Origin of the sequence: Pinisolibacter aquiterrae (genome assembly GCF_019160155.1) — a bacterium.
Lineage (GTDB): Bacteria > Pseudomonadota > Alphaproteobacteria > Rhizobiales > Ancalomicrobiaceae > Pinisolibacter > Pinisolibacter aquiterrae.
The window spans coordinates 166,871-189,094 of record NZ_JAFNIH010000041.1 but is presented as its reverse complement, the minus strand read 5'-3'; the positions used below and the strand labels follow the sequence as shown (position 1 = coordinate 189,094).

The 22,224-nt window shown below is 69.9% G+C and carries 23 protein-coding genes; 16 read left to right on the top strand and 7 right to left on the bottom strand.

Annotated features, from left to right (window positions below; genetic code table 11):
* Positions 1-67: 67 nt before the first annotated feature.
* Positions 68-568 (bottom strand): rubrerythrin family protein, encoded by a 501-nt coding sequence (locus tag J3S89_RS16320; protein ID WP_217928814.1) that lies wholly within the window; start codon positions 566-568, stop codon positions 68-70.
* Positions 569-800: 232 nt separating this feature from the next.
* Here J3S89_RS16320 and J3S89_RS16315 point away from each other — a divergent pair, with 232 nt between their 5' ends.
* From J3S89_RS16315 to J3S89_RS16265, 11 genes are all read left to right on the top strand, one after another.
* On the top strand, positions 801-3,158 hold the full coding sequence (locus tag J3S89_RS16315; protein WP_217928813.1) for a Tex family protein: 2,358 nt from the start codon (positions 801-803) through the stop codon (positions 3,156-3,158).
* A gap of 302 nt (positions 3,159-3,460) precedes the next feature.
* Positions 3,461-5,260, top strand: coding sequence for an NAD(P)H-dependent oxidoreductase subunit E (locus J3S89_RS16310; protein WP_217928811.1), 1,800 nt, complete (start codon positions 3,461-3,463; stop codon positions 5,258-5,260).
* An 11-nt stretch (positions 5,261-5,271) separates the two neighbouring features.
* The gene (locus J3S89_RS16305) at positions 5,272-5,991 is read left to right on the top strand and encodes a 2Fe-2S iron-sulfur cluster-binding protein (protein WP_217928809.1); all 720 of its coding nucleotides are present in this window, start codon (positions 5,272-5,274) and stop codon (positions 5,989-5,991) included.
* A 4-nt stretch (positions 5,992-5,995) separates the two neighbouring features.
* The gene (locus tag J3S89_RS16300) at positions 5,996-6,559 is read left to right on the top strand and encodes an NADH-quinone oxidoreductase subunit B family protein (protein ID WP_230489188.1); all 564 of its coding nucleotides are present in this window, start codon (positions 5,996-5,998) and stop codon (positions 6,557-6,559) included.
* Between the two features lie 13 nt (positions 6,560-6,572).
* Positions 6,573-8,051, top strand: coding sequence for a Ni/Fe hydrogenase subunit alpha (locus J3S89_RS16295; RefSeq protein WP_217928807.1), 1,479 nt, complete (start codon positions 6,573-6,575; stop codon positions 8,049-8,051).
* Positions 8,048-8,617: a hydrogenase maturation protease gene (locus tag J3S89_RS16290; protein ID WP_217928805.1), complete on the top strand. Its 570-nt coding sequence runs from the start codon at positions 8,048-8,050 to the stop codon at positions 8,615-8,617. Before J3S89_RS16295 ends, J3S89_RS16290 begins: the two co-directional genes overlap by 4 nt.
* An 81-nt stretch (positions 8,618-8,698) precedes the next feature.
* A complete protein-coding gene (gene ubiT / locus J3S89_RS16285; RefSeq protein WP_217928803.1) occupies positions 8,699-9,259 on the top strand; it encodes a ubiquinone anaerobic biosynthesis accessory factor UbiT in 561 nt (186 codons plus the stop codon).
* Complete coding sequence (gene ubiU, locus J3S89_RS16280; protein WP_217928801.1) at positions 9,256-10,260, top strand: ubiquinone anaerobic biosynthesis protein UbiU; 1,005 nt, start codon at positions 9,256-9,258, stop codon at positions 10,258-10,260. The genes ubiT and ubiU overlap by 4 nt, the downstream gene beginning before the upstream one ends.
* A 22-nt stretch (positions 10,261-10,282) precedes the next feature.
* The gene (gene ubiV, locus J3S89_RS16275; protein ID WP_217928800.1) at positions 10,283-11,221 is read left to right on the top strand and encodes a ubiquinone anaerobic biosynthesis protein UbiV; all 939 of its coding nucleotides are present in this window, start codon (positions 10,283-10,285) and stop codon (positions 11,219-11,221) included.
* Between the two features lie 97 nt (positions 11,222-11,318).
* Positions 11,319-12,389, top strand: coding sequence for an acyltransferase family protein (locus J3S89_RS16270; RefSeq protein ID WP_217928798.1), 1,071 nt, complete (start codon positions 11,319-11,321; stop codon positions 12,387-12,389).
* 130 nt (positions 12,390-12,519) lie between these two features.
* The gene (locus J3S89_RS16265) at positions 12,520-13,095 is read left to right on the top strand and encodes a flavin reductase family protein (RefSeq protein ID WP_230489189.1); all 576 of its coding nucleotides are present in this window, start codon (positions 12,520-12,522) and stop codon (positions 13,093-13,095) included.
* A gap of 19 nt (positions 13,096-13,114) precedes the next feature.
* Here J3S89_RS16265 and J3S89_RS16260 read toward each other — a convergent pair whose 3' ends face one another.
* The gene (locus tag J3S89_RS16260) at positions 13,115-15,262 is read right to left on the bottom strand and encodes a YgiQ family radical SAM protein (protein WP_217928797.1); all 2,148 of its coding nucleotides are present in this window, start codon (positions 15,260-15,262) and stop codon (positions 13,115-13,117) included.
* A 185-nt stretch (positions 15,263-15,447) separates the two neighbouring features.
* Here J3S89_RS16260 and J3S89_RS16255 point away from each other — a divergent pair, with 185 nt between their 5' ends.
* Complete coding sequence (locus J3S89_RS16255; RefSeq protein WP_217928796.1) at positions 15,448-15,888, top strand: Rrf2 family transcriptional regulator; 441 nt, start codon at positions 15,448-15,450, stop codon at positions 15,886-15,888.
* On the opposite strand, the gene J3S89_RS16250 is transcribed toward J3S89_RS16255, so the two are convergent.
* The 3 genes from J3S89_RS16250 to J3S89_RS16240 all read right to left on the bottom strand — a co-directional run bounded on the left by J3S89_RS16250 (position 15,789) and on the right by J3S89_RS16240 (position 17,950).
* A complete protein-coding gene (locus J3S89_RS16250) occupies positions 15,789-16,379 on the bottom strand; it encodes an Rrf2 family transcriptional regulator (protein ID WP_217928795.1) in 591 nt (196 codons plus the stop codon). The two genes, J3S89_RS16255 and J3S89_RS16250, sit on opposite strands and share 100 nt — an antisense overlap.
* Positions 16,380-16,781: 402 nt before the next feature.
* Positions 16,782-17,420 carry an NrsF family protein gene (locus tag J3S89_RS16245; protein WP_217928794.1) on the bottom strand — a complete coding sequence of 213 codons (639 nt, stop codon included), beginning with the start codon at positions 17,418-17,420 and terminating at the stop codon, positions 16,782-16,784.
* Positions 17,417-17,950 carry a sigma-70 family RNA polymerase sigma factor gene (locus tag J3S89_RS16240; RefSeq protein ID WP_217929186.1) on the bottom strand — a complete coding sequence of 178 codons (534 nt, stop codon included), beginning with the start codon at positions 17,948-17,950 and terminating at the stop codon, positions 17,417-17,419. Before J3S89_RS16240 ends, J3S89_RS16245 begins: the two co-directional genes overlap by 4 nt.
* Before the next feature lie 245 nt (positions 17,951-18,195).
* Between J3S89_RS16240 and J3S89_RS16235 the strand changes: the two genes are divergently transcribed.
* The 4 genes from J3S89_RS16235 to J3S89_RS16220 all read left to right on the top strand — a co-directional run bounded on the left by J3S89_RS16235 (position 18,196) and on the right by J3S89_RS16220 (position 20,819).
* The gene (locus tag J3S89_RS16235) at positions 18,196-18,501 is read left to right on the top strand and encodes a BufA1 family periplasmic bufferin-type metallophore (RefSeq protein ID WP_217928793.1); all 306 of its coding nucleotides are present in this window, start codon (positions 18,196-18,198) and stop codon (positions 18,499-18,501) included.
* 107 nt (positions 18,502-18,608) lie between these two features.
* Positions 18,609-19,466 (top strand): MNIO family bufferin maturase, encoded by an 858-nt coding sequence (bufB, locus tag J3S89_RS16230; RefSeq protein ID WP_217929185.1) that lies wholly within the window; start codon positions 18,609-18,611, stop codon positions 19,464-19,466.
* Positions 19,453-20,247, top strand: coding sequence for an HvfC/BufC N-terminal domain-containing protein (locus J3S89_RS16225; RefSeq protein WP_217928792.1), 795 nt, complete (start codon positions 19,453-19,455; stop codon positions 20,245-20,247). Before bufB ends, J3S89_RS16225 begins: the two co-directional genes overlap by 14 nt.
* A gap of 44 nt (positions 20,248-20,291) precedes the next feature.
* Positions 20,292-20,819: a DoxX family protein gene (locus J3S89_RS16220; protein WP_217928791.1), complete on the top strand. Its 528-nt coding sequence runs from the start codon at positions 20,292-20,294 to the stop codon at positions 20,817-20,819.
* Here J3S89_RS16220 and J3S89_RS16215 read toward each other — a convergent pair.
* Both J3S89_RS16215 and J3S89_RS16210 read right to left on the bottom strand, forming a co-directional pair.
* Positions 20,804-21,736 carry a DMT family transporter gene (locus tag J3S89_RS16215; protein WP_217928790.1) on the bottom strand — a complete coding sequence of 311 codons (933 nt, stop codon included), beginning with the start codon at positions 21,734-21,736 and terminating at the stop codon, positions 20,804-20,806. The genes J3S89_RS16220 and J3S89_RS16215 overlap by 16 nt on opposite strands.
* 119 nt (positions 21,737-21,855) lie before the next feature.
* The coding region (locus J3S89_RS16210) for an isochorismatase family protein (protein ID WP_217928789.1) at positions 21,856-22,224 on the bottom strand (369 nt) is incomplete at its 5' end.

Genomic DNA, 22,224 nt, shown 5'->3' with positions numbered 1-22,224 from the left:
TAGCCTTGCGGAAACGAGCCCGTCCCCTCGGCACGCGGCGGGTCGAGGGCGGCGAGCGGACGATGGGTCAGGCGACGTCGTCGTAGCGGTCGGGACGGGCGCCGCAGACCGGGCACGGCCCTTCGACCGGGCCGATCACGGTATGGCCGCAGACCGGGCAGACGTGGACCTCGACCTCGCCGAGATCGGTGCCGGCGGCGACCGCGGCGGCGGCCTTCTCGAAGAGATCGTAATGGACCTTCTCGACGGCCAGCGCGAAGCGCATGGAGCGGGCGGCCTTGCGGTGGCCCTCCGCCTCGGCGCGTTCGACCATCGGCGGATACATCTCGGTGAACTCGTGTTTCTCGCCGGCCATCGCCTCGGCGAGGTTGGCGGCCGTCGGGCCGATGCCGTCCATCGCCTTCAGATGGGCGAGCGCGTGGACCGTCTCGGCGGCGGCGATGCCGCGCAGCAGCTTGGCGACGCTGGGGAACCCCTCGGCCTCGGCCTTTTCGGCAAAGCCGAGATAGCGGCGGTTCGCCTGCGATTCGCCGGCGAATGCTTCCTTCAGATCGTCGATGGTGCTCATGGCTCGCTCCGGGTCGAGGCCGTCTTCGCCGCCTGGGACCGCGGCCGGCCTCGCCGGGACGGCAGGGTAATCCCTTCTCGGACCCGCCTCATCCCACCTTTCCCGTAGAACGCGCGACGATCGAGGCCGCGCGGGCGCGCTCCTCCACATGTTTCGTCGCTCGACGCGCGTTTCCCCTTTCGGAGAACGGCGGCGACTTGCTATCGGTCGGCGACGTTTCAGGAGATAGACCATGGCCCAGCCCCTCGATCCGACCGTCGTCACCCGCATCACCGCGACGATCGCGGCCGAGATCGGCTGTCGCCCGGCTCAGGTGGAGGCGGCGGTGGGGCTCCTCGACGAGGGCGCGACGGTGCCCTTCGTCGCGCGCTATCGCAAGGAGGTGACCGGCGGCCTCGACGACACCCAATTGCGCACGCTCGAGGAGCGGCTCGGCTACCTGCGCGAGATGGAGACGCGGCGCGCGGCGGTCGTCGAGAGCATCCGCGCCCAGGGCAAGCTCGACGCCGAGCTCGCCGGCAAGCTCGCCCGCGCCACCTCCAAGGCGGAGATCGAGGATCTCTATCTCCCCTTCAAACCGAAGCGGCGCACCCGCGCCGAGATCGCCCGCGAGAAGGGCCTCGGCCCGCTCGCCGAACGGATCCTCGCCGATCGCTCGGTCGACCCGAAGGCGCTGGCGGAAGGTTTCGTGACGGCGGAAGTCGCCGACGTGAAGGCGGCGCTCGACGGCGCCCGCGACATTCTCGCCGAGCAGTTCGCCGAGAACGCCGATCTGGTCGGGCGGCTGCGCGGCCACATGCAGGGCCGGGCGCGGCTCCGGGCCAGGGTGGTCGAGGGCAAGGAGGCGGCGGGCGAGAAGTTCGCCGACTATTTCGACCACGTCGAGCGCTGGGCCGACGTGCCGTCGCACCGGGCGCTCGCCATGCTGCGCGGGCGCAACGAGGAGGTCCTGGCGCTCGATCTCGAGGTCGACGCGGACGATCCCGCGCCGGTGAAGCCGGTCGAGGCGATCATCGCCGAGACCTTCGGCATCCCCGTGCCGACGCCGTCGCGCGCGACCGGGGCGGCCGACAAATGGCTCCTCGACGTGGCGCGCTGGTGCTGGCGGGTGAAGCTGTCGCTGTCGCTCTCGGTCGAACTGATGGGAGCGATGCGCGAGCGCGCGGAGGAGGAGGCGATCCGCGTCTTCGCCGCCAATCTCAAGGACCTGCTGCTGGCCGCCCCGGCCGGCACCCGCGCCACGCTGGGGCTCGATCCGGGCATCCGCACCGGCGTCAAGGTCGCCGTGGTCGATGCGACCTCCAAGGTGGTGGCGACCACCACGGTCTATCCGTTCCCGCCGAAACAGGACGTCCAGGGCACGCTCGCCACGCTGAAGCACCTGATCCAGAAGCACCATGTCGAGCTGGTGGCGATCGGCAACGGCACCGGCAGCCGCGAGACCGACCGGCTCGTGTCGATGCTGATCGGCGAGATGGGGGATCGCAAGCCGATCAAGGTGGTGGTCTCGGAGGCCGGCGCCTCGGTCTATTCGGCCTCGGCGCTCGCCGCCGCCGAGATGCCCGATCTCGACGTCAGCCTGCGCGGTGCGGTCTCGATCGCCCGCCGCCTGCAGGATCCGCTCGCCGAACTGGTCAAGATCGACCCCAAGGCGATCGGCGTCGGCCAATATCAGCACGACGTCGATCAGGCGCGGCTCGCGAAGATGCTCGACGCGGTCGTCGAGGACGCGGTCAACGCGGTCGGGGTCGATCTCAACACCGCCTCGGCGTCGCTGCTCACCCGCGTCTCCGGCCTCGGTGCTTCGCTCGCGGAAGCGATCGTCGCCCATCGCGAGGCGAACGGGCCGTTCCGCAATCGCCGGCAGTTGCTCGAGGTCGCCCGGCTCGGGCCGAAGACCTTCGAGCAGGCGGCGGGGTTCCTCAGGATCCGCGACGGCGACGAACCGCTCGACACCTCCTCGGTCCATCCCGAGGCCTATGCGGTGGCCAAGCGCATCGTCAAGGACTGCGGGCGCGACCTCAGGGCGCTGATGGGCGACGCGGCGGCGCTGAAGGCGATCGATCCGCGCAAATTCGTCGACGAACGCTTCGGCCTGCCGACGGTGAAGGACATCTTGAGCGAGCTCGAGAAGCCCGGTCGCGATCCGCGCCCCGGCTTCAAGACCGCCGCCTTCGCGGAGGGCATCGAGAAGATCGAGGATCTGAGGCCGGGGATGGTGCTCGAGGGCACGGTCACCAACGTCGCCGCCTTCGGCGCCTTCGTCGACATCGGCGTCCATCAGGACGGGCTCGTCCACGTCAGCCAACTGGCCGATCGCTTCGTCAAGGATCCGCGCGAAGTGGTGAAGGCCGGCGACGTCGTCAAGGTGCGCGTCGTCGAGGTCGACGCCAAACGCAAACGCATCGGCCTCACCATGCGCAAGGACGACGGCGGCGCCCGCATGGGGCCGCCCCCGGGGGGCCGCGACGATCGCCCGCGTGGCGGCGGCGGGCCGGGGCCGAAGGGCGGCAGGCCCGGGTCGGCACCGCCGTCGAACGGCCCCGGCGCGCTCGGCGCGGCGCTCCTCGACGCTCTGCGCAAGAAGTGACGGCATTGCGCGGGCGACATGCCCGCCATGCGAAAATCGCGACACGATGGCGCGGTCAGGCCCTGACCAGGGCCGGTCGCGCGCGAACCGGCGGCGGGCCGGGGACCGTCCCGCCTTCCGAAATCTGACGAAATCTCTGCCGGCCGAAGGGTCGGCGGCGGTGGCGGCGACGGTCGCCGTCTTTCCGGCGGCGCCGATCCGAACGGCGTGAATTTCCGACCTTTGATGGAGATCACATCGCGCGCCGATGGATCAGTGCATCACCTGACGATGGGTTCCCGCGCAAGCCAAGGGAGGGTCAGGTGACGAAGACCGGCAAAGCTCACGAGACGGAACTCGACCGCGTATTGGACCGCAACCGCCGGGATCGAGGCCGTCTGGTCCAGATCCTGCGCGAGGCACAGGCCATCGAGGGCTGGATCCCGCCCGAGACGGTGACGGCGATCGCCCAGGGCCTCGGCATGGCGATCGGCGAGGTCGAATCGACGCTCGAGTTCTATTCGTTCTTCTACCGCCGGCCGCGCGGCGACTACGTCGTCCTCTTCTCCGACAACATCACCGACCGGATGCTCGGCAATCAGGCGATCTTCGAGCACATGGCGCGCCGCTTCGGCGTGGCGCGCGGCGAGGTCTCGCCGGACGGTCTGGTGTCGCTCGACTTCACCTCCTGCACCGGGCTCTGTGACCAGGGGCCGGCGATCCTGGTCAACGGTATCGCCATTCCGAAGATGACGTTGCGCCGCGCCGATCAGATCCACGATCTGATCCGCTCGAAGGTGCCGGTGTCCGACTGGCCCAAGGATCTCTTCGAGATCGACCACAACATCCGCCGCGCCGACATGTTGCTCGGCTCCGACTTCATGCCCGGATCGGCGTTGAAGGCCGCGATCGCCATGGGGCCGGAGGCCTTCCTGACGGAGGTGAAACGGTCGAACCTGCGCGGGCGCGGCGGCGCCGGCTTCACCACCGGCGTCAAATGGGAGGCGGCGAAGAAGGCGCAGGCCGACGAACGCTTCATCGTCTGCAACGCCGACGAGGGCGAGCCCGGCACGTTCAAGGACCGGGTGCTGCTGCAATTCTATCCCGAGCGGGTGTTCGAGGGCATGGCGCTCGCCGGCTTCGTCACCGGCGCGCGGCACGGCCTCGTCTATCTGCGCGGCGAATATCTCTATCTGCTCGCCCCGCTCGAGGAGAAGCTCGCCGAGTTGCGCGCCGGGCGCCTGCTCGGCCGCGCCATCCAGGGCGTCGAGGGGTTCGATTTCGACATCGAGATCCACATGGGCGCCGGCGCCTACATCTGCGGCGAGGAGACGGCGCTGATCGAAAGCCTCGAGGGCAAGGCGGGACGGCCGCGGATCCGGCCGCCGTTCCCCGTGGTCTGCGGCTACCGGAACAAGCCGACGGTGGTCAACAACGTCGAGACGCTGTGCAAGGTCACCGAGATCGCCCTCCAGGGCGGCGCCGGCTACGAGGGCTTCGGCACCAAACAGTCGACCGGCACCAAGATCCTCTCGGTCTCCGGCGACTGCGAGCGGCCCGGCATCTACGAATATCCGTTCGGCGTGCGGGTGGGCCAAGTGCTCGACGACTGCGGCGCGCGCTCGCCCAAGGCGGTGCAGATCTCCGGCCCGGCCGGGACCTGTCTCGGCATCCGCGAGTTCGGCCGGCGCATCGCCTTCGAGGACGTGCCGACGGCGGGCGCCTTCATGGTGTTCGGCGAACATCGCGACATGTTCGCGGTCGCCCACAACTTCGCGCATTTCTTCGCCCACGAGAGCTGCGGCTTCTGCACCCCGTGCCGGGTCGGCACCGCGATCCAGGCCAAGATCATGGACAAGATCGCGGCCGGACACGCGACTCAATACGAGATGAACGAGCTCCAGCATCTCCACGACGTGATGCGCACCGGCTCGCACTGCGGCCTCGGCCAGACCGCCGGCGGGGCGATCGCCGACACGATCGGCAAGTTCCGCGACGATTACGAGCAGAAGCTCGCCCGCAAGGACTTCGAGCCGGCCTTCGATCTCGACGCGGCGCTGGCGCGCGCCCGTGCCGTGACCGGCCGCGACGACGCCGACAGCCACATGCTCGATCACGCCTGAGGAGGACGACCATGAGCGACTACGAGACCTTCCTCCTCGACGGCCGGCCGGTGCGCTTCGAGCGCGGCCAGACCATCCTCGAGGCGGCGCTGGCGGCGGGGCACTACATTCCCAATCTCTGCCATCACCCCGAATTCAAGCCGCACGGCTCCTGCAAGCTGTGCACGATCAAGGTCAACGGCCGTTACGGCTCGGCCTGCACCGTCAAGGCGATGCCGGGCCAGGAAGTGTCCTCCGACACGCCGGAACTCAACGGCAATCGCCGTGTGCTCCTGCAGATGCTGTTCGTCGAGGGCAGTCACTTCTGCCCGGGTTGCGAGAAGAGCGGCAACTGCGCGCTGCAGGCGCTCGCCTATGATCTGGAAATGCTCACGCCCCACTACGCGCATTTCTATCCGTCGCGGCCGCTCGACGCCTCACATCCGGACGTGCTGATCGACTTCAACCGCTGCATCATGTGCGAACTCTGCGTCCGCGCCTCGCGCGAGGTCGACGGCAAGAACGTCTTCGCGCTGGCGGGCCGGGGCGTGGCGAGCCACGTCGTGGTCAATTCGCCCTCCGGCAAACTCGCCGACACCGACTTCGCGCTGACCGACAAGGCGGCGCACATCTGCCCGGTCGGGGCGATCCTGCCCAAACGCGTCGGCTTCGCGGTGCCGATCGGCAGCCGCACCTACGACGTCGACGCGATTTCCACCCTGGCCGAACGGCGCGCGACCGAGGAGGCGTGATCCCATGTTCCATGTCGCCCCAACCACCCGCAAACGCAAAGTGCGGATCGCCACGACCTCGCTGTCGGGCTGTTTCGGCTGCCACATGTCACTGCTCGACATCGACGAGCGGCTGCTGGCGCTGGCCGAACTGGTCGAGTTCGACCGCTCGCCGATCACCGACATCAAACACTGCGGTCCCTGCGACATCGCCATCGTCGAGGGCGGGGTCTGCAACGCCGAGAACGTCCACGTGCTGCGCGAGCTCAGGGCCAACGCCAAGGTGCTGGTGGCGCTCGGGGCCTGCGCGGTCAACGGCGGGCTGCCGGCGCAGCGCAACCATCTCGACGTCGGCGAGTGCCTGACGCGGGTCTATACCCATCGCTCCGAGGGCATGAAGGGATCGGTGCCGAGCGACCCCGAACTGCCGCTCCTGCTCGACAAGGTCCATCCGATCAACGAAGTGGTCCGGGTCGACTATTTCGTGCCGGGCTGCCCGCCCTCGGGCGACGCGATCTGGAAATATCTGACCGATCTCATCGACGGCCGCATCCCGCGCCTCGAACACCCGATGCTGCGCTTCGACTGAGGAGGGCGATCCCATGTCCCGACTGGAAACCGCCGAAAACCCCCAGAAGCTGAAGCGGATCGCGATCGATCCGGTCACCCGGGTCGAGGGTCACGGCAAGGTGACGCTGCTGCTCGACGACGCCGACCGCATCCATCAGGTGCGGCTGCACATCGTCGAGTTCCGCGGCTTCGAGATCTTCATCGAGGGGCGGCCCTATTGGGAAGTGCCGGTGACGGTGCAGCGGCTCTGCGGCATCTGTCCGGTCTCCCACCATCTCGCCGCCGTCAAGGCGATGGATCTGATCGCCGGCTACGGGCCGCTTCCCGCCACCGCGGAGAAGCTTCGCCGGCTCATGCATTACGGCCAGATCGTCCAGAGCCACGCGGTGCACTTCTTCCACCTCGCCTCGCCCGACCTGCTGCTCGGCTTCGACAGCGAGCCGACCCGGCGCAACATCGTCGGCGTCGCCCAGGACTTCCCCGAGATCGCCAAACAGGGCGTGCTCCTCCGGAAGTTCGGCCAGGAGGTGATCCGCCACACCGCCGGCAAGCGCATCCACGGCACCGGCGCCATCCCCGGCGGCATGAACAAGGCGCTGACCCCGGCCGAGCGCGAGGAGATACGGCGGGACGTCGATCAGATGATCGAATGGTCGCTCGGCGCGGTCCACATGGTGGCGAGCCTGCATCGCACCAAGCCGGAGTTCTACAACCGCTTCGGCGAGTTCGATTCGTCGATGATGGGCATGGTCGGCGACGACGGCGCGCTCGACTTCTATCACGGCGGGCTTCGTGCCCAGGCGGCCGACGGCTCGACGATCTTCGACCACGTCGATTATTCGACCTACGAGGAGGTGCTCCAGGAGGAGGCCAAGTCCTGGTCCTACATGAAGTTCCCGCACATCCGCGCGCTCGGGGCGGAAAAGGGCTGGTACAAGGTCGGTCCGCTGGCGCGCGTCCAGGTCGCCTCGCGGCTCTCCACCCCGCTCGCCGACATCGAGCGCAAGAAGATGATGGCGCTCGGCAACGGCAAGCCGGTGATGGGGACGCTCTTCTATCACTGGGCGCGGCTGATCGAGGCGCTGCATGCCTGCGAGCTGATCCGCGACCTGCTCGACGACCCCGACATCCTCGGCACCGATCTGATGGCCGACAAGGGCGATCGGCGCGGCGAGGCGGTGGGCGTGATCGAGGCGCCGCGCGGCACGCTCTTCCACCACTACCGGGTCGACGAGAACGATCAGGTCACCTTCTGCAACCTCATCGTCTCCACGACCAACAACAATCAGGCGATGAACGAGGCGATCCGCTCGGTCGCGCTGCAGTATCTCGACGGGCGCAAGGTGAGCGAGGGCCTGCTCAACCACATCGAGGTGGCGATCCGGGCCTATGATCCGTGTCTCTCCTGCGCCACCCATGCGCTCGGGCAGATGCCGCTCGAGGTCGATCTCGTCGACGCCTCGGGCGATCTGATCCATCGGGCGCGGCGCAACATGGGGGCGCCCACGTGAGCGACGAGGATCGGGGTCGGGCCACTCCGGACGCGCCGACCCCGGAAGGAGCGACCGAGCCCGGGACCTCCCGCCGACCCCGCATCGTGGTGTTCGGCTGGGGCAATACGTCGCGCGGCGACGACGGGCTCGGTCCGCTCCTCCTCCAGAGGATCGAGGATCTCGGTCTTCCCCACGTGGCGACGATCGAGGATTTCCAACTGCAACTCGAGCACGCGCTCGATCTGAAGGGGGCGGATCTCGCCCTCTTCGTCGACGCCAGCGTGGTGGCGCCGACGCCCTTCTCCTTCGTCGAGACGGGGCCGAGGCTCGGCCTCACCCATACGTCGCACGCCATGGCGCCCGAGGCGGTGCTCGACGTCTATTCCCGGGTGATGGGCGAGACGCCGCCGCCCGCCTTCGTGCTCGGCATGCGCGGCGAGGCCTTCGAGCTCGGCAGCGGGCTCGGCGCGGCGGCGCGCGACCATCTCGAGGCCGCCTTCGCCTTCCTCCGGCCGCTGGTGGAAGCCCCCGACGCCGCGCTCTGGCGCGCGGCGGCGACCGCCACACAGGACGGCGCGGATTGATCGACCGCAAGGACGGAGAGCGACGGGCGTGGGAGTGATCGTCGATCGCCGCCTCGCGCCGCTCCCGACGACACCGGATCCATGACCGACCTCGCCCTCCCCCGCTTTCCCCGGCTGATCGACCGAATCGCCGGCCGACTGCCGACGTTGCCGCTCGATCTGGCGCTGCGCCGCTTCGTCGGCTCGCTCGCCGACCGTCACCCGTCGCTGTTCTCGCGGCTCGGCGAACACGCCGGCAAGCGCTTCCTGATCGAGCCGACCGATCTCTCCTTCGCCTTCCTGCTCGCGCCCGACCCGGCGATGCCGCGCCTCGAGGCGGTCAAGCGCGATGCCTCCGGCACGATCCCGGTCGCTCACGACGCCCGCATCGCCGGGCCGCTCGCGGCGCTGATCGGCATGGTGCACGGGGCGCTCGACGGCGACGCGCTGTTCTTCTCGCGCGACATCGTCATCGAGGGCGACACCGAGGCGGTGCTGGCGCTGCGCAACGCGGTCGACGACGCCGAGATCGATCTGCCGGCCGAGATCGCCGTGATGACCGGGCCGGCGGCCGGCACGGTCGCGGCGATGCTGAAGGCGATGCGGCCGCTCGCCGAGCGCCTCACCGGCGTGGCGCTGGGGCGGCCGGGAGAGACGGCATGAACGCACCCCTGACCAAGATCCGCCCGGAACTCGTCTGCCCGGCGGGCACCCCCGCCGCGCTCCGGACGGCGGTGGAGGCCGGCGCCGACGCGATCTATTGCGGGTTCCGCGACGAGACCAACGCCCGCAACTTTCCCGGCCTCAACTTCGACCAGCGTGAATTGGAGGAGGGCATCCGCTTCGCCCATCAGCGCGGCGCCAAGGTTCTGGTGGCGATCAACACCTTCCCCCAGGCCGGCCGCACGCCCCTCTGGCACGAGGCGGTGGCCAAGGCGGAAGGGGCCGGCGCCGACGCGGTGATCCTGGCCGATCTCGGCCTCGTCGCCCATACGACCGAAAAGCACCCGACGCTGCGCCGGCATCTCTCGGTGCAGGCGGCGGCGGCCAATCCGGACGCGATCCGCTTCTGGGTCGAGACCTTCGGGATCCGGCGGGTGGTGCTGCCGCGCGTCCTCTCGGTGCCGGAGATCGCGGCGATCAACGCCGAGGTCGCCTGCGAAACGGAAGTCTTCGTCTTCGGCGGGCTCTGCGTGATGGCCGAGGGGCGGTGCTCGCTCTCCAGCCACGCCACCGGCAAATCGCCCAACATGACCGGGGTGTGCTCGCCGCCGAGCCACGTGGTCTATGCCCAGGACGGCGACGAACTGGTGGCGAAGCTCGGCGCCTATACGATCGATCGCACGCCCAAGGGCGAGGCGGCGCCCTATCCGACCCTCTGCAAGGGCCGCTTCAGCGCCGGCGGCACGATCGGCCACGTGTTCGAGGATCCGGTCAGTCTCGACGCGGTCCAGCTGATCCCGGCGCTGGTGGAGGCGGGCGTCACCGCCTTCAAGATCGAGGGACGGCAGCGGAGCCGCGCCTATACCCAGGCCGTGGTCGCCGCCTTCCGCAAGGCGGTCGACGACCACATGGCGGGGCGGCCGATCGCCGCCGACATGACCCGGCGGCTGGCGGAGGGGCAGACCACCACCGCCGGCGCCTACAAGAAGACCTGGCGCTGAGAGGGCCCTGCCGGTGACGGATATGACGAACACGCCCGCGACCCGCTCCACCCCCACCCTGGTGATGGGGCCGGTCCTCTTCAACTGGGCGCCGGAGCGCCTCTCCGACTTCTACGCCCGGATCGCCGACGAGGCCGACGTCGACCGCGTCCATGTCGGCGAGGTCGTCTGTTCCAAGCGCGAGCCGTTCTTCGCCGACCGGCTGCCGGAGGCGATCGAGCGGCTGACGCGGGCCGGCAAGACCGTGGTGGTCGACGCGCTCGCTCTGCCGACCCTGAAGCGCGAGCGCCAGTCGGTCGCCGCCCTCGCCGGGCTCGACGGGGTCGAGATCGAGATCAACGACATGACGCCGCTCGCGCTGCTGCCGGCGGGGCGACGCTTCGCCGTCTCACCTCTGGTCAACGTCTACGACGAGGGCACGCTCGGCTGGTTCGCGGCGCGGGGCGCGTGGTCGGTGGCGCTGCCCTACGAGTTGCCGACCGCCTCGATCGAGCGCCTGGCGGCGGAGGGCGCGCGGCTCGGGATCGAGACCCAGCTCCACGTCTTCGGGCGGGTGCCGCTGGCGATCTCCGGGCGCTGCTATCACGCCCGCGTCCACGGGCTCGCCAAGGACAGCTGCCAATTCGTCTGCAACCAGGATCCCGACGGGCTCGAGGTCGACACGCTCGACGGCGAGGGTTTTCTCGCGGTCAATGGGGTGCAGACCCTCTCCGACGCCTGCACCGCCGCGGGCGACGAGATCGCGACCCTGCTCGGCTTCGGCGTCGGCGCGTTCCGGCTGAGCCCGCAGAGCTGCGACATGGTGGCGGTGGCGGCGATCTATCGGGCGCTCCTCGCCGGGTCGTTCGACGGGGCGGAGGCACGTGCCCGGCTCGGCGCGGTCGGGCTCGCCCTGCCGCTCGGCGTGCCGATGATGAGCGGTTCCTGGCCGGCGACGGCGGGGGCCGCAAGTCCTCGTTGATCCGCGACGCGCGCCGCGCTCCGCCATGAAGAAGCCACGAGGCTCGGGCGAATGAGCGGCCGCGCGATCACGCGCGGATCGGGAGAACGACGACGACATGACCGGCGGACGATACGCGGGGCTCGACGGGCTCAGAGGCCTCGCCTCCTTCGCCGTGGTGATCCACCATTCGCTGATCCTGGGGACCGACATCGGCGGTCTCTCGGTGTTCCTGTTCTTCATCCTCTCCGGTTTTCTCATCACCGGGATCCTCCACCGCTCGCGCGCGAAGATCGAGGCGGGAACGACCCGGCTCGGACCGGCGCTCGAGGACTTCTGGGTGCGCCGGGCGCTCAGGATCTTTCCCGCCTATTACCTCTGGCTCGGCGTCTTCGTCGTGCTCGACGTCGCCTTCCGCCAGGGCGAGATCCTCGGGGATCTCTGGTGGTATCTCGTCTATCTCCAGAACTTCATGCTGGGGTTCGTCACCTATCGCTGGGGCGACTTCACCCATGTGTGGAGCCTCGCGGTCGAGCAGCAGTATTACGTCTTCTTCGCGCCGCTGGTCGTGCTCCTGCCGACGCGGTGGCACACGCGCCTGATGATCGTCACCATCGCGCTCTGCCTCGCCGCGATCCAGGCGCTGCAGAGCGCCGGTTACGAGATGATCACGCTCTACACCTCGCCGGCCAACGGCTTCGTCTTCATGGCGGCGGGGGCGTTGATGACGCTCGAGCGCGACCGCACGCCCGCCTGGATCGGGGCGACGCCGACGCTCCTCGCCGCCTTCGCGGTGATCGCGGCGCTCGCCTGCTATCCGATCGCCGAGCGCACGGTCGGTTTCGAGCTGCCCTATGTGGTGCTGCAGATCGCCTCGGTCACCTCGCTCTCGGTGGTGATGATCCACGTGTTGCAGAACCCGACGAGCCTTCTCACCCGGGTGATGGAGACGCGGCCGCTCAAATATCTCGGGCTGATCTCCTACGGGCTCTACGTCGTGCATCTGCCGGTCGGCGTCTTCGCCGAGGCGTGGCTGCCGCTCGAGGCCTGGGCGACGGCGACCGGCCTGCCGAAGCCGGTGGTCGACTTCGCGGTGATGGCACCGGTCTCGATCGCGCTCGCCAGCCTCTCCTATTTCCTGTTCGAGGCGAAGTTCCTGGCGCTCAAGGATCGGTTCGCGCGGGGGTGAGGTATTCTACCTGCGTCCATCGTCGCGGGGCATCACGACCTCGGCGGGTGTAGACTGCGCTCTCTTCCGACGACGGTCGCCGCCCCGGCAAAGGTGCCGTCGACCGTGCGAGCCACGAGGAGACCCCGCCATGACGACCCCGGTTCCGGTGGGCGGTTTTCCCGCCCCCGACATGCTCGTCGACCTTCCGTTGGGTGAGGTCTACGGCTTTCTCGAACCCGGCCCGGTGGTGTTGCTGACCACTCGGCGCGGCGAGCGCGCCAACGTCATGACCATGTCCTGGCACATGATGGTGGAATTCGTGCCGCCGCGCATCGCCTGCGTCGTCTCCGACGCCGACCATTCCGCCGCCGCGCTGACCGTCACCGGCGAATGCGTCATCGCCATTCCCCCGGCCGATCTCCTCGCCGGCGTGGTGGCGATCGGCAACTCGTCGGGACGCAGCGAGGACAAGTTCGCCGCCTTCGGGCTGACGCCGCTCGCCGCCGAGACGGTGGCGGCGCCGCTGATCGGCGAGTGTTTCGTCGATCTCGAGTGCCGGGTGATCGACTCGAGCCTCGCCGACCGCTTCGGCATTCGCGTGCTCGAGGTGATCAAGGCCTGGCGCAACCCGGCGGTCGACGACACCCGGACCCTGCATCATCGCGGTCACGGCGTCTTCGCCGTCGACGGCGAGACGATCCGCACCGCTTCACGGATGCCGTGACGCCCGAGCGCGCGCGACCTCAGCCGCGCTTCGCCGGTCCACGCGGACGGCCGGCGCCCGGTTCGGCGCGCCCGCCGGGGCCGCTGGCGCCACCGGGCCCCTTGCGTGCCGGCGGCTCGGACGGCGTCGCCGCGATCGGCGAGGGACGGCCCGGCCGCTCCACACCCTTGGTGAGAAACACCTGAGCGCCCTTCTTGGCGCCCATCCGCCTGCCCTCGCCGCCGGTGAGGCCGGTGCCGGGCGGCTGCCAGGCGGGGACCAGCTGATGCTTGCCGGGACCGATCAGATCGGCCCGGCCCATCGCCTTCAGCGCCTCGCGCAGAAGCGGCCAGTTCTCGGCGTCGTGATAGCGCAGGAACGCCTTGTGGAGGCGGCGCTGGCGGAGGCCCTTCACCGTCTCGACCTCTTCCGAGCCGCCGTGGCGCACGCCCTTCAGCGGGTTGACGCCGGAGTGGTACATCGCCGTCGACAGCGCCATCGGCGAGGGCAGATAGGTCTGGACCTGATCGGCGCGATACTTGTTCTTCTTCAGCCACAGGGCGAGGTTCATCATGTCCTCGTCCGACGTGCCGGGATGGGCGGCGATGAAATAGGGGATGAGGAAATACTTCTTCCCCGCCGCCTGGACCGCCGCGTCGAAGAGCTGCTTGAAGCGGTCGTAGGAGCCGATGCCCGGCTTCATCATCTTGGAGAGCGGGCCCTCCTCGGTGTGTTCCGGGGCGATCTTGAGATAGCCGCCGACGTGGTGGGCGACCAGTTCCTTGATGTAGGCCGGCGACTTCACCGCGAGATCGTAACGCACGCCCGAGGCGACCATCACGCGCTTGACGCCGGGCACCGCGCGGGCCTTGCGATAGAGCTTGATCAGGTCGTCGTGGGAGGTGTTCAGGTTCGGGCAGACGTCGGGGAAGACGCAGGAGGGCTTGCGGCAGAGCGCCTCGGTCTCGCGGTCCTTGCAGGCCATCCGATACATGTTGGCGGTGGGGCCGCCGATGTCGGAGATGATGCCGGTGAAGCCCTCGGTCTTGTCGCGGACGTTCTCGATCTCCTTCAGAATCGAGCCTTCCGAGCGCGACTGAATGATGCGGCCCTCGTGCTCGGTGATCGAGCAGAAGGAACAGCCGCCGAAACAGCCGCGCATGATCGTCACCGAGAAGCGGATCATCTCCCAGGCGGGGATCTTGGCGTCGCCATAGGCGGGGTGCGGCGCGCGGGCGTAGGGCAGATCGTAGACGCCGTCCATCTCCGGCGTCGTCAGGGGGATCGGCGGAGCCGTCACCCAGAGTTCGCGGTCACCGTGGCGCTGGACCAGCGGACGGGCGTTGCCGGGGTTCGACTCGCGGTGGAGCACGCGGGAGGCGCGCGCATAGGCCTCGCGATCCTGAGCGACCTGCTCGAAGGCCGGCAGGCGGACGACCGACATCGGGCCGGACTTGCGGGCCCCCTCGTCGGCGACGTCGAGATCGTCGGCGTGGACCTCGGTCCAGCCCTCGGGCACCGCCGGTTTCATCAGCGCGACGCCACGGACGTCGTCGAGATCGGCCGGCTTCGCCCCCTTGGCGATGCGATGGCTCACCTCGACGAGAGCGCGCTCGGCGTTGCCGTAGATCAGGATGTCGGCCTTGGCGTCGACCAGGATCGAGCGGCGAACCTTGTCGGACCAGTAGTCGTAATGGGCGATGCGGCGCAGCGAGGATTCGATCCCGCCGAGCACGACCGGCACGTCGCGATAGGCCTCGCGGACGCGCTGGGCATAGACGATGACGGCGCGATCGGGGCGCTTGCCGCCCTCGCCGCCGGGCGTATAGGCGTCGTCGTGGCGCAGCCGCTTGTCGGAGGTGTAGCGGTTGACCATGGAATCCATGTTGCCGCCGGTGATGCCGAAATAGAGCGTCGGCCGGCCGAGCGCCTTGAAGGGCTCGGCCGAGGTCCAGTCGGGTTGGGCGATGATGCCGACGCGGAACCCTTGCGCCTCGAGCAGGCGACCGACGATCGCCATGCCGAAGGAGGGGTGATCGACATAGGCGTCGCCGGTGACGAGGATCACGTCGCAGGCGTCCCAGCCGAGAAGATCCATCTCGGCGCGCGACATCGGCAGGAAGGGCGCGGTGCCGAAGCGGTGCGCCCAATGCTTGCGATGGGAGAAGAGGGGGGTGAGGGCGTTCATCGGGCGATGCAATAGGGCAGCGGCGCGCGCCGTCAAGGCAAAAGGCCGGGAATTCCCGCCGATCGGGCCGGCTCGACACGGTTTTCTCCGTATGTCTGCGGATCAAAGCCGGCGCGACCTGCGCTAGGGTGGGAGGCTCGTCGCGGCTTCGCCGTCGCGCCGGCCGTTTCCATGTGGATCCCGCGATGCATCTCAACCCTTCCACCAACGGCGCCCTGCGCATTCTGATGATCTGCCGCAAGTCGCCGGGCCGGCCGGTGACGATGCCGGAGATGGTGCGCCATCTCGGCCTGTCGGAATCGTTGGTGGTGAAGTCCTGTCACGAGTTGATGCGGGCCGGCTACATCCGCGGGCGGCGCGGCAACGGCGGCGGCTACAAGCTGGCGCGGGCGGCCGAGAGCATCGACGTGATGGAGATCATCGAGCTGTTCGAGGGGGAGGAGAACCTGTTCCCGTGCCGACTCGCCCAGGACGAGGAATGCCGGATCGTCACCGCCTGCCTGTTGCGGGTGGCGTGCGAGCGGGCCTATTCGGCCTTCAAGAACGAATTGAAGGGCTGGAGCCTCGCCGACATCGCCGCCGACATGGATTTCGACGCGGGCGTGTCGATGTCGTCGGCGTGCTGATCGCCGCTCGCCGACGGCCGCTCGACACCGCAGTCGAAGCCGGCGGCGCGCCCCGGCGCGTCGAGGCGAAGGATGTCGAGGATCTCGTCGCGATTGGTGATGATGTCGGCCACGGTCAGGCGGTCGAGCTCCGCGAGGAAGACGTCGCGCGCGCTCTTCAGGGCCGTCGAAAGACGGCAGCGGCCGACCAGCGGACAGGTGGCGGTCGCCGGGTCGAAACACTCGACCAGATCGAACCCCTCCTCGGTGCGACGCACCACCTCGCCGAGCGTGATCTCGGCCGCCGGACGGGCCAGGCGGAAGCCGCCGCGATTGCCGCGCACGTTGACGAGATAGCCCCACTGGCCGAGCTGATGGACGCATTTGACGAGATGGGCGCGCGAGATGCCGAAGGCCTCCGCCACTTCCTGCACCGTCGACAGTTGCGGGTCGCGCATGGCGGCGACCATCAACGTCCGCAGTGAAAAATTGGAGTAGCTGGTCAATCGCATGGTCGCTCGCCCGCAAGCGGCCGCCCGCTCCCGTCGGCACGGCGTCCGCCTCTTGTCTAACGGAAGCCCGACCCACGGGCATCCGTAGTCTCGCGGAAGACGGAGACGACGGCCGCCGCGCCCCGTTGAGAGCAAGGGACGGGTCACGACGACCGTCGACGTCCCGGCATGGTCGCCCACGCCGATGACCTCCTCGACCACCCCCGGATGCCTCCCGGAAGCGATCGAACCGTCCGCGTGTCACGGGAGAGAGACCGGACGGGAGATCGTCTCGGTCTAGCCGATCAAAGTGAGATTTGCAATATAACTTCTCGGGCCCGAGGCGATCGGTCTCACCAGATCAGCCGGCGACGCCCGAAGAGGGCGCTCACCAGACCAGAAGACGGCGCCCGAAGAGGGCTCTCACCAGACCAGAAGACGGCGCCCGAAGAGGGCGCCGGCACCGGCGACGATCGCCACCGCCAACGGATACCACAGCGCCACGAACAGCGGGCTGTCGTCGGTGCAGTTCATCGCATAGAGCGTGGCGCCGACGCCGGCGGCGGCGAGGCCGGCCACCGCGCCGGTCAGCGCCGGGCGAGTGGTGGCGCCGTGGCGGGCGGCCAGCAGCGCGGCGGCGAGCGGGGCGATCGCCAGGAACGGCGTCAGCGTCAGGCAATGCGGTGCATTGTGGCCGATCGCCAGCCGCGCCCAACGATCGGCCGGCACCACCGCGAGCTCGACGACGACCGAACCGAGCAGCAGGCCGGCGGCGAGCGCCAGGATCGCGGCGAAGACGCCGAGGCGTCCGTCCGGCCGCGACAGGCGGATCAGGCCGCCGATCCCACCGATCGCCAGGAGGACGAACGGCACGAACTTGAAGGGGAAGCGCACCGTCTCGATCGCCGCGCGCCAATCGGGGCGCGGGCCGATCAGGACGGCGAAGACCACCGCCGCGATCAGCGCGCCGACGAGGAGCGCGGTGCCGGCGCGGCGGGCGGGCGGGGTCTCGACGGTGGCGCCGTCGGCGGCGAGCGCGGCGATGAGGTCCTCGGTCTTCATGCTTCGCTCCTGCGATAGAGAGCCGCCAGGGCCTTGAGGCCTCGGTGGAGGGCGACGCGGACGGCGCCCTCGCTCATGCCCAGCCGATCGGCGGTCTCGCGGATCGACCGATCCTCGACGCCGATCGAGCGGACGATGTCGCGCTGGCGTTCGCCGAGCGAACCCAGGAGGCGCTCGACGTCGCCGCCCTCGGTCGGGTCGCGCTCGGCCGGGGCGGGCAGAAATTCGGCGAGGTCGTCGACCGGCAGTTCGATGCGACGGCCGCGCCGGCGCAGCGCGTCGATGGTCTTGTTGCGCGCGATGGTCCAGACCCAGGGGGCGAGCGGTTGGCTCGGCTCCCAGGTGTGTCGCTTCAGGTGAATGGCGAGCAGGGTCTCCTGCACGACGTCCTCCATGTCGGCGCCGCTCGCGCCGGCCCGCGCCAAGCTCCGCGCCACCAGGGCGCGAAGGCGCGGGGTGAGCGCCTCCAACAAGGAGCGATAGGCGCGCGCGTCGCCGGCGATGCCGGCCCGCATCCAATCGCTCCACATGCGTTCGGTCGCTTCACGTCCGTTGATCACATCGTTCCGGTCCACGGTCGTCGAGGCTCCCGAAGGCTATACGCGCGCACGAGGCCGATCGTTACACGGAAGAGCATTTCGTCGTCGTGACGCATTTTTCGATCACGGCTGCGTGACCAGCGTAACGCGGATCCGGGGAACTCCGTAGTGCCCTTTCGAGAGACGCCTTCGTCCTCACCCCCAAGGTTCTCACACCGAGACACGGAGACATCCCCATGAACCGCCGCACCGCCTCCCTCACCGTCCTCGCCTCGCTCGCCGGCGCCCTCGGCGCCGCCGTCCTCACCGCCGCCCCGGCCGCCGCCGAGGACATGGCCAAGGAGAAATGCTTCGGCGTGGCGCTGAAGGGCCAGAACGACTGCGCCGCCGGCGCCGGCACGACCTGCGCCGGTACCTCCAAGGTGGACTATCAGGGCAACGAGTGGAAGGCCGTCGCCAAGGGCACCTGCACCACGATGAAGCTGCCGGGCGGCCGCATGGGTTCGCTCACCGCGCTCGATCGCGACCTGCCCAAGATGTGACGCCGCGCCCGCCGGTCGCGCCCCTCCCCCGGCGGCGCGATCGGCGGCCCTCAGTCTCCCTCGATCGAGGCCGCGCCATGTCCACAACGTTCATGACCACCGCGCCCCTGCCCGCCGCCACGCTGCCGCCCCGGGCCGGCGTCGGCTTCAAGCCGCAGCATTTCGAGGCGATCCGCGCGGGGGGCGCCGGCCTCGGCTTCCTCGAGGTCCATGCCGAGAACCACATGGGCGCCGGCGGACCGCCGCATCGCCGGCTCGCGGCGCTGCGCGCCGACTCCGCGCTCTCGATCCATGGCGTCGGCCTGTCGATCGGCCATCCCGGCCCGCTCGACGAGGCCCATCTCGACCGCCTCGCCGCGCTTCTCGCGCGTTACGAGCCGGCGAGCTTCTCCGAACATCTCGCCTGGTCAAGCCACGGCGGCCCGCTCGCCGATCTGCTCCCGCTGCCCTATACGGAGGAGACGCTGGCGACGGTGATCGACCATGTCGATCGGGTCCAGAGCCGGCTGAAGCGGCGCATGCTCCTGGAAAACCCCTCGACCTATGTGCGCTTCGCCGCCAGCACGATCCCGGAGGCCGAATTCCTCGCCGAGGTGATCCGCGTGACCGGCTGCGGGCTGCTGCTCGACGTCGCCAATGTCGAGGTCTCCGCGATCAACCACGGGTTCGACGCGATCGCCTTTCTCGACGCCCTGCCGCTCGACGCGATCGGCGAGGTCCATCTCGCCGGGCGGTTCGACACGGTCGACGCCGCCGGCCTGCCGCTGGCGATCGACACGCACGACGCGCCGACGCCGCCGTCGGTGTGGGCGCTCTACCGGCATCTGATCGAGCGGACCGGCCCGCTGCCGACGCTGATCGAATGGGATGCCGCGATCCCGCCCTTCGCGACCCTGGCGGCGGAAGCGGCCACGGCGCAGGCGATCCTCGATCGTGCCCGGGAGACGCTCGATGCCGCCGCATGACGCCACCGCCCCGACGCCCACCCCGACGCCCGCCGACGCGATCGTCGCCCGTTTCGCCGCGGCGATCGCGGATCCGGCCCTGCCGCCGCCGGTCGACACGATCGTCGCGCGCGGCGATCTCGCCTCGCGTTTCGCGGTCTATCGCAACAATGCCTGGGTGGCGCGGCTCGGCGTCCTCGACGATCTCTTTCCGGTCGCACGCCGCCTCGTCGGCGACGAGGCGTTCCGGGCGATCGGGCGCCGGTTCTTCCTTTCCGACCCGCCGATCGGTCCGGTCGCGCAGGACTGGGCCGATCCCTTCGCCGACCGGCTGGCGGCGAGCGACATCGCCGAGGTCTGGCCGTGGCTCGTCGACATGGTCCGGCTCGAAGCGGCGTGGATGCGGGCGCATCATGCCGGCGAGGCGGCGCCGATCGCCCTCGCCGACTGCGCGGCGATCGCGCCGGAAGCGCTGATGCGGCACGGGTTGCGGCTCCATCCCTCGCTGTCGCTCACCGCCTCGGCCTTTCCGATCGGCTCGATCTGGGCGGTGCATCAGGGCGAGGGTGAGCCCGCGCCGCTCGCGACCGAGGGGCCGGAGACGGTGCTGGTGGCGCGGCCGGACGCCGAGGTGATCGTCGTCGTGGTCGCGCCCGCCGACGCCGCCTTCGTCGCGGCGCTGATGCTCGGCGAGAACCTCGGCGCGGCGGCGGATGCCGCCCTCGACGTCGCCGCCGATTTCGATCTCGGCGACCGGCTCACCGCACTCTTCCGGCTCGGCGTGGTGATCGGCATCGCCTGACGCCTCGCCCTCGAGCCCCGTTCGACCTCACGAAGGAGACTGCCATGCCCACGGCCGAGCTTACCCCCGCCCCGCCCGTCGCCGCGCCCGCGCGCCTCTCGCTCGTCGGCCTCGTCGCCGGGGCCGACCGGCTGCTCGGGCGGCTGTCGCCGTCGCTGGTCTCGCTGATGCTCCGGTTCGCGCTCGCCGTGCCGTTCTTCAAATCGGGCCTGACCAAGTGGGACGCGCCCTTCATGCTCTCCGGTGGGGCGCTCTTCCTCTTCCAGGACGAATTCCGCCTGCATCTCTTCGGGGCCGAGATCCCGTTTCCGGCGCCGGAGCTGATGGCCCTTCTCTCGGGCTCGGCGGAGATCGTCCTGCCGATCCTGCTGGTGCTCGGGCTCGCCACCCGCTTCGCGGCTTTCGGGCTCCTGATCATGACCGCGATCATCCAGCTGACCATTCCCGACGGCTGGGCCAATTTCCATCTGCCGTGGGCGGCGCTGGCCGCGGCGATCCTGGTGATCGGGCCGGGACGGATCGCCCTCGACGCGGCGCTGGCGCGACGGTTCGAGACTCACGCCTCGCGGTGAGCGACGGCCACCGGCGGCGCCTCGGCGCAGACCGCCACGACCGGGGCCCGGCGGGCACCGGCGACGACGTGGCCGATCACCGCCGCCAGCACGACGGCGCCGCCGATCAGGCCCTCGCGCGTCGGCGCCTCGCCGAAGGCGGCCCACACGACCGAAGGGCCGAAGACCAGATCGAGCGCGACGATCAACGCCGATTCCGCCGCCGGGATCCGCCGGGACCCCGCCAGGAACAGGGTTCCGGCGAGCAGGAAATTGGTGAAGCCGAAGGCCGCCAACAGGCCCCAATCGACCGGCGCCACCCCGGCGAGATGCGCGAAGGGCGCGGCGACGACGAAATTCAGCGCCACCGCCAGGATGTTGGGCGGCGCCACCGGCATCGACGGCGCGGCCCGGGCGATGACGATCATCGCGGCGAAGGCGAGCATCATCACCACCGCCAGCGCGTCGCCGAAGAGGCGGCCGTGACCGAGCGAGCCGGACACGACGATCGCCACCCCGACCAGCGAGACGAGACCGGCGACGATCGTGCGCGGAGGCACCCGCTCGCCGAGAAAGATCCGGGCGAGGACCGCGGCGGCGAAGGGCGAGGTGGCGCCGATCACCGCGTTGTCGGCGACCGAGGTGTTGTAGAGCGAGGCGATGGTGGCGAAGGCGCAGACGACGCTGGCGATCGCCTGGGCGACGCCCATCCGCCCCATGCTCATGAAGACGCGCGGCGCGGCGCGACCCTCCTGCGCCACGAACAGGATCACCAGGAAGGCGACGCCGAAGGCGGAACGCCCGGCGAGGGTGGTGAAGAGATCGGTGCCGAGCACGCGGGTGAAGAAGCCGGTCAGCGACCACGACAGGGTCGCCGCCGCCACCAGGGCGACGCCGAGGAGACGGCTGGAGCGATCGGACGCGACGGTCGGGCTCATGTGGGCTCGGAGGGTTCGGGGGTCTCGGCACGGGATCGGGAGACGCCCCGGCTGAACGATCGTCTAACACGCCTCGCGGCCGGGCCCAAGAGCCGCGAGGGGACCGGGCGCGGCCGGCCTCACCCGGCCGGGAGCAGATCGGCGAGCGCGACGACGCGGGCGCAGCGGTCCGACAAGGCGGCGAGGCTCGAGCGGTGGAGCTCGGCGGCCGAGACGACGCCGCCGTCGGGGGCCGGCAGGTCGCGGGTGGCGCAGGCATCGGCGACGACGGTCACCGCGAAGCCGCGATCGGAGGCCTCGCGCACGGTCGAGGAGACACAGTTGTGGGTCATGAAGCCCGCGACGATCAGCGGCGCGGCGCCGGGGGCCGGCAGGTCGCGGGTGGCGCAGGCATCGGCGACGACGGTCACCGCGAAGCCGCGATCGGAGGCCTCGCGCACGGTCGAGGAGACACAGTTGTGGGTCATGAAGCCCGCGACGATCAGCGG